Consider the following 4,681-nt stretch of genomic DNA (forward strand, 5'->3'; position numbering starts at 1 on the left):
CAATGGTTCACAACTTTTCGCTAGCACTCCTCTCTGTGTAGGGACTAATGCCGGCGGCACCGACACCCCACACCTGAGACGGGCCCGGAAAAACGGCAGGGGGGTTGACACTTTCGCAGATATTTTGTGTACCAATGGTTCACAACTTTTCGCTAGCACTCCTCTCTCTGTAGGGACTAATGCCGGCGGCACCGGCACCCCACCCCTGACACGGGCCCGGAAAAACGGCAGGGGTTGACACTTTCGCCGATGATTTTGTGTACCAATGGTTCACAACTTTTCGCTAGCACTCCTCTCTCTGTAGGGACTAATGCCGGCGGCACCGGCACCCCACCCCTGAGACGGGCCCGGAAAAACGGCAGGGGTTGACATTTTCGCCGATGATTTTGTGTACCAATGGTTCACAACTTTTCGCTAGCACTCCTCTCTCGGTAGGGACTAATGCCGGCGGCACCGGCACCCCACCCCTGACACGGGCCCGGAAGGGAGGCAGGGGGTTGACACTTTCGCAGATATTTTGTGTACCAATGGTTCACAACTTTTCGCTAGCACTCCTCTCTCTGTAGGGACTAATGCCGGCGGCACCGGCACCCACACCTGAGACGGGCCCGGAAAAACGGCAGGGGGGTTGACACTTTCGCAGATATTTTGTGTACCAATGGTTCACAAATCTTTCCTAGCATTCCTCTGCCTGTAGAGGCACCGGGGGAATGTCAGGGAACACCGGCACCCCACCCCTGAGACGGGCCCGGAAAACCGGCAGGGGTTGACACTTTCGCCGATGATTTTGTGTACCAATGGTTCACAAATTTTCGCTAGGACTCCTCTCCCTGCACAGGCACCGGACTAATGCCGGCGGCACCGGCACCCCACCCCTAAACCCTAACCCCTAAACCCTAACCCCTGGCATCCGGCAAAATGAGCATGGCATCGCCAAAAGAATAAAACCGGTACTCCTGAGCGATAGCCTCCTGATACAAGTCCAGCAAGCGCTTGCGCCCCACCAAAGCGCTCACAAGCATCAGCAAACTGGAGCGGGGCAGGTGAAAATTGGTAATCAGCCCCTCCACCACTCGCCACTCGTATCCCGGATAGATAAACAAATCTGTCTTGCCGCAAAACGGCTGCAACTGGCCCGAGGCAGCTGCCCCCTCCAGCGCTCGCACCACCGTCGTGCCCACAGCAATAACTCGCCCTCCCCTCTCCCGGGTTTGGCGGATTTGCCCCACGGTGGCCACCGGCACCTCCACCCACTCCTCGTGCATTTTGTGGGTGGTGAGGTCTTCAACTTCCACCGGTCGAAACGTCCCCACCCCGACGTGCAGCGTCACAAACGCCCGATCTATCCCCCGGTGGGCCAACCGCTGGAGCAACTCTTCGGTGAAGTGCAGCCCAGCGGTGGGAGCCGCCACCGCTCCAGGATGGTCAGCGTAGACTGTTTGATACTGGTTCGGTGAGGCAGCAGACTCAGTGATGTAGGGAGGCAGCGGCACGTGGCCAAATTCCTCGATCAGCTGGGCAAACGATACCCCCTCTGGAACATCAAACTCCAGAATCCGCCCGCCAGTGCCTTCATCCGTGTCCAGAACTTTTGCCCTCAAAAGTGAGTGCTCAGCGCTTCCTTGGCGGTGGCAGGGAGGGAGCTGTTCAAACTCAATCAATGCCCCCGGTTTGAGGCGTTTTCCCGGTTTGACTAAAGCCAGCCAGGTGCTGGAGGTGCGCGGCTCGAGCAGCAAGACTTCTACCGGTGTGCCGGTGGATTTGTGACCGTAGAGTCTGGCGGGGATGACCCGCGTGTTGTTGAGGACTAGCAAGTCGTTCGGCTGTAACAAATCGGGCAAATCCCGAAAAATCCGGTGGCTGTGGTGAGTGGGAGAATCCACCACCAGCAACCGGGAACTGTCTCTGGGGACAGCTGGATTCTGTGCGATCCGACCGGCGGGCAAAAAATAGTCATAAGCGGCGTTGGACAGATCCCAGTCAGGGCCACTCTGGGCTGGAGTTGGCGATAGGGGGTGAATCTGGCTCGCGTCAGGGTCTAGCAATGTTGAAGCTCCTCGCTGATAATCCGCAAATCTGACGCTCACCTGCGCAAGCGCGACAGCTTTGAGGCGGCAGCAGATGCTGGCTCAAATATCTCACTTCCGGTGGATGACAGTCTGGGGAATTTATATCTCTGTTATTTTACCGAGTTGCCCCTGTGAATTTGGGGAGTAATTGGGGAACTCTAGGAGTGGGAACTCGGGGCGATCCCCGTAGTCTTTAGGGGACGCATCTGGGGAAAATATAAAGAGTAGCCCACGCAAGATCCCGCAAAAAATGGAATATCTGTATTACGTTGCCAATGCTAGCCTGACGCTGAGAATCGCTGAATACCTCAACAGCGCCAGCCATCTGCCAGTTGCCTTTATGAGCGTTATTCATCAGATTGATGGCTGGGTGATTCGGGTCAAGATGAGCGACCGCCTGGAGCCGCAGATTGACAGCAACTTCCGAGCGTTTATGAATGAACTGGGAATTCCCTACACTCCGGGAATTCGCTTGCAAATGGCCCTTTGGAGCTTGGAAAACGGACAGTCCCCCGTTGATGTCATGCGTCGCTACCATATGGCTGTGGTCTCTCACGGGCATCCGGACAAGAGCGAGATTGAGGAGTTTCGCCGGCAATTCGTTAAAGGGCTGGGCTATTGCCCAGAAACCCTGGCTTGAGGTGGTCGGTGTTATAGCAGTATTCATATTGGGAACGGACATTCATGGCATGGCGCATGGGGTATGGCGTATGGGGTATAGCGCATGGGGTATGGCGCATGGGGTATGGCGCATGGGTAAGACTCACAGCTTTTGCCCAATACGAACGTGCCCAATACGAACGTGCCCAATACGAACGTGCCCAATACGATCGTGCCCCATGCCCATGTCCTAACCTAAGTGGCTACTGCTATAGCTCTTAGGTGGTAGGTGCGAGTGTCGCGTGTCCCTCTTATCCCTCACCCCTAGCCCCTCACCCCTCACCCCTCACCTCTCACCCCTAGCCCCCGGCAAATGCTGACTCGATGTAGTCTTGCAGGGTGAGTTGGTACTGTCCCCGGAAGACCGGCTCTCCGAGTCTGACGGGCACCGGTAAGGGGGGGACACCCGGTGGGGTGCCGGCGATCCATACCGGCGGCTGCTCCAGGCAGCTGACAGTGGCCACATCAAACCGGCACGGGATCTCTGCTAAATCCAGGCGGTTGGCCAAAAACAGCTGTGCCGCTTTGCAAAGTTTTTCCTGCTTTTTCGGCGTAATGGCCAGCAGACCGCCTGCATCCCAGCTCCCCCGCCGGCGAGTTTTGACTTCTACAAAGGCTAGGGTGGCTTCCCCCTGCCGGTCACCGCCCGCCGGCATTTGGTGGGCAATGATGTCTATCTCTCCCCACCTGCAGCGCCAGCGCCGGTGGAGTATCTCCCAACCTTGCTGCTGTAACCACTCAGCAACTAAGTCCTCTCCTGATGCGCCCCGATCAGGGGTGCGGCTCTCACTGGCATAGGGTGGCGTTCGCTCTTCAGGCATGGGGGCAATTCAGTTTTGTTGCGCAAGCTGGTACGATTACCAAATAGCACACACGGCTAAAGGGCGCAACTCCCCCACTAGCTGTTGACTCAAAAGCTCTTTTGTGCTAAACAAACGGTTGCCGGTTCAACACAAACAGAATGAATTCCATATTTCGTAAGCGTCTTCCAGCCATACTATTCTGTGCGGTTTTCTGTGCGGTGGCTTGCCTGACAGCGATTGGCTTCCACCCGGCACCCGCCTTCGCTGCCGACTACAACAAACAAACACTGAACAACGCCGATTTTTCGGGTCGGGATTTGACAGATTCCAGCTTTACAAAAGCGAATCTTCGCGGCAGCAATTTCAGCCACGCCAACCTGCAGGGGGTTAGTTTTTTCGGTGCCAGTCTCCTGGGGGCGACTTTGGAGGGGGCTGACTTGCGCAACGCGACTTTGGACACGGCACGCTTTACCCGGGCGAATTTAACTAACGCTATTCTTGAGGGTTCCTTCGCCTTCAATACCAAGTTTGACGGAGCCATCATTGACGGCGCTGATTTTACGGATGTGTTGCTGAGAAAGGACGTCCAGCAACAGCTTTGCCAGGTGGCCAAAGGCACCAATCCCGTCACCGGTCGCGACACTCGCGAAACCCTGGAGTGCGATTACCTGAGATAAAATTTCCTTGTGCGGTTTGCGTCCTGCTCCGCCACCTGGCAGCCATAGGCCTATTGATTAAACGGATAAACGAAGGGTTTAAAAACCCGGTTTCTTTAACAATACCTTCGCCAAAAAAGGAAAGGGCTTTTGTAGTACAGTTGTTGTTTACTACAACGACAACTGAGAACTCCACAAAAGCCCATGCTTGACATCTTACCACTTTTACAGTGCCTGCAACCAGAGATTGGGGCCACCAGTGTGCGTCAGCTGAGCCGGATTGCCTTCGCAATGTTGGCCATGACAGGGCGAGTGACCATGTTGGGTCTGTCCCGCTGGGCGGGCCCAGGTGGGAGTTATCGAACTGTCCAACGATTCTTCCACACGGCCCGACCTTGGGCTACCCTGTTCTGGGTCTTTTTTCGCCAGCATTTATACCGGAGTTCTGAAGTATATCTTCTGGCAGGAGATGAAGTGGTCGTCACCAAAGCCG

Annotated in this window: 6 protein-coding genes; 4 read left to right on the forward strand and 2 right to left on the reverse strand. The window is 55.9% G+C overall.

Features of this window, described 5'->3' with window-relative positions; genetic code table 11:
• Positions 1-238: hypothetical protein (locus tag OSC10802_RS55175; protein WP_232731888.1), on the forward strand; the 238-nt coding region annotated here is incomplete at its 5' end.
• Between the two features lie 658 nt (positions 239-896).
• Here the strand turns inward: OSC10802_RS55175 and queA are convergent.
• The gene (queA, locus tag OSC10802_RS0134045) at positions 897-2,021 is read right to left on the reverse strand and encodes a tRNA preQ1(34) S-adenosylmethionine ribosyltransferase-isomerase QueA (RefSeq protein ID WP_044172571.1); all 1,125 of its coding nucleotides are present in this window, start codon (positions 2,019-2,021) and stop codon (positions 897-899) included.
• A gap of 298 nt (positions 2,022-2,319) precedes the next feature.
• Here queA and OSC10802_RS0134050 point away from each other — a divergent pair, with 298 nt between their 5' ends.
• Positions 2,320-2,709 carry a hypothetical protein gene (locus OSC10802_RS0134050; RefSeq protein ID WP_017721239.1) on the forward strand — a complete coding sequence of 130 codons (390 nt, stop codon included), beginning with the start codon at positions 2,320-2,322 and terminating at the stop codon, positions 2,707-2,709.
• 319 nt (positions 2,710-3,028) lie between these two features.
• Here the strand turns inward: OSC10802_RS0134050 and OSC10802_RS0134055 are convergent, their stop codons facing one another.
• Positions 3,029-3,550 (reverse strand): YraN family protein, encoded by a 522-nt coding sequence (locus tag OSC10802_RS0134055; RefSeq protein ID WP_017721240.1) that lies wholly within the window; start codon positions 3,548-3,550, stop codon positions 3,029-3,031.
• A 140-nt stretch (positions 3,551-3,690) separates the two neighbouring features.
• On the opposite strand from OSC10802_RS0134055, the gene OSC10802_RS0134060 reads away from it, so the two are divergent.
• Together OSC10802_RS0134060 and OSC10802_RS45540 are read left to right on the forward strand one after the other, a co-directional pair.
• A complete protein-coding gene (locus OSC10802_RS0134060) occupies positions 3,691-4,209 on the forward strand; it encodes a pentapeptide repeat-containing protein (protein WP_017721241.1) in 519 nt (172 codons plus the stop codon).
• Positions 4,210-4,392: 183 nt separating this feature from the next.
• Positions 4,393-4,681 (forward strand): transposase (locus OSC10802_RS45540; RefSeq protein WP_198525370.1); only part of this gene is annotated, 289 nt, incomplete at its 3' end.

The sequence above is a fragment of the Kamptonema formosum PCC 10802 genome, from assembly GCF_000332335.1.
Classification (GTDB): Bacteria; Cyanobacteriota; Cyanobacteriia; order Cyanobacteriales; family Oscillatoriaceae; genus Oscillatoria.